At 75.0% G+C, this 1,837-nt stretch carries 1 protein-coding gene; it reads left to right on the top strand.

Annotated elements, in window-relative coordinates; translation table 11 throughout:
- Positions 1-166: 166 nt before the first annotated feature.
- Positions 167-1,747 (top strand): DUF3492 domain-containing protein, encoded by a 1,581-nt coding sequence (locus tag ACFTXQ_RS30720; protein ID WP_382647004.1) that lies wholly within the window; start codon positions 167-169, stop codon positions 1,745-1,747.
- Positions 1,748-1,837 lie beyond the last annotated feature (90 nt).

Below are 1,837 nucleotides of genomic sequence, written 5' to 3'. Positions count from 1 at the left end.
GGGTGATCTAACTCCAACCGAACCGTAAATTAACCACTCTTCCCCCCTGCGGGTGGCGCGCCGCACAACCGGCCGTCGCGCCTTCGGCATATCCGCTTGAGTTCTTCCGCGGCGGGTCACCGGACCGACGGCGACCGCCCTGAACGGGAGATCGGGGGTGCCACTCGTGCGGATCGGACTACTCACGGAAGGTGGTTATCCGTTTGCCACGGGAGAGGCCAGGCTGTGGTGCGACCGGCTCGTACGCGGGCTCCCGCAGCACGAGTTCGAGCTCTACGCGCTGAGCCGCAGCGCCGAGCAGGAACGCGCACGGGTCCCGCTGCCGGAGCACGTCACCTCGGTCCGTACCGCGCCCCTGTGGGCCCCGGCCGACGACGGGCGGACGTACTCCCGGCGCGAGCGCCGGCGGTTCGCCGACCGCTTCGGGGAGCTGGTCCACGGGATCTGCGCCGGCGAGGCCGGATCCTTCGCCTCCGGGCTCTACGGGCTCGCCGAACTCGCCCGCGACCAGGGCGGGCTGTACGCGGCCCTGCGCTCCGAGTCCGCGGTGCGGCTGCTGGAAGCCGCCTGCCGGGCGCCCGGCGCGGGCCGCGCCGTGCAGGCGGCGCAGGTGCCGGACCTGCTGGAGTTCGCGGACGAACTGGAGACCATGCTGCGGCCCTTGTCCCTCGACTGGTACGAGGAGCCCGGCGGTCTCGGCGCCGCCGACGTCTGCCACGCGGCCGCGGGCGGGGTCGCGGCGCTCCCCGGACTGCTGGCCAAACGCTTCTTCGGGGTGCCGCTGCTGGTCACCGAGTACGGGGTCCAGCTGCGGGCCCACTACCTGGACCACCGGCCCGACGCCCGGCCGGCCGTACGGGCCCTGCTCGCGGCCTTCCACATCCGGCTCGCCGGGGAGATCTACGCCGTGGCCGACCTGCTGACCCCGGGCAACGCGCACGCGAGGCGCTGGCAGGAGCGGTGCGGCGCCGCCCGGGAGCGGGTGCGGACGGTCTACCCGGGGATGGAGGCGGACCGATTCGCCACCGTCGGGGAGGCCGCGGACTGCGGGGACCCCGACACGCTGGTGTGGGTCGGCCGGATAGAGCCCGCGAAGGACCTGATCGCCCTGCTGCACGCCTTCGCGGAGGTGCGCAGGGCCGCGCCGCAGACGCGGCTGCGGATCTTCGCCACCGCGGTGGCGCCCGGGTACCTCGCCGACTGCCGGTCCCTGGCGGCGCAGCTGTTCCCCGACGAGGCGGCCGACGCCGTGACGGTCGGGGAGAACCCCGTGACGTTCGAGGAGATCGGCGGGCCCGACGCGCCGTCGCCGGCGGAGGCCTACGGGGCGGGGCGGGTCGTCGTCCTCTCCTCCGTGATCGAGGGCTTCCCGATCACCCTGGCCGAGGCGATGTTCTGCGGGCGGGCCACCGTGTCCACGGATGTGGGCGCGGTGTGCGAGGTCATCGGGGGCACGGGGCTGGTGGTTCCGCCGCGGAACCCGCGCGCCCTCGCCGAGGCCTGCCTCTCGCTGCTGGGCGACCCCGAGCGCGCCCAGCGGCTGGGCGCCGCTGCCCGCGCCCGGGCCCTGGAGCTCTTCACCGTCGAGCAGAACGTGGCCGCCTTCCAGGAGATCTACCTGCGGCTGCTGGCCCGCGGCTCCGCCCGCCCCGACGGGGAGATCCCCTTCGCCCAACCCCCCGAGGCCCGCGTCCCCGGCCACTGGACCACCCCCACCTGGGCCCCCGTCCCGGAGGCGACCCCATGACGGCATTTCCAGCTTCGCCGGCGTTTGAGGCGCGGGGGTCCGGGGGCAGCGCCCCCCGCAACGGCGCCGCGCCGGACCGCGCACCACCTG

The sequence above is a fragment of the Streptomyces sp. NPDC057010 genome (genome assembly GCF_042673805.1).
In the GTDB taxonomy this organism is placed as follows: domain Bacteria; phylum Actinomycetota; class Actinomycetes; order Streptomycetales; family Streptomycetaceae; genus Streptomyces.
Note: the sequence above shows the minus strand (reverse complement) of the source record. Positions and strands in the feature narration are given on the sequence as shown.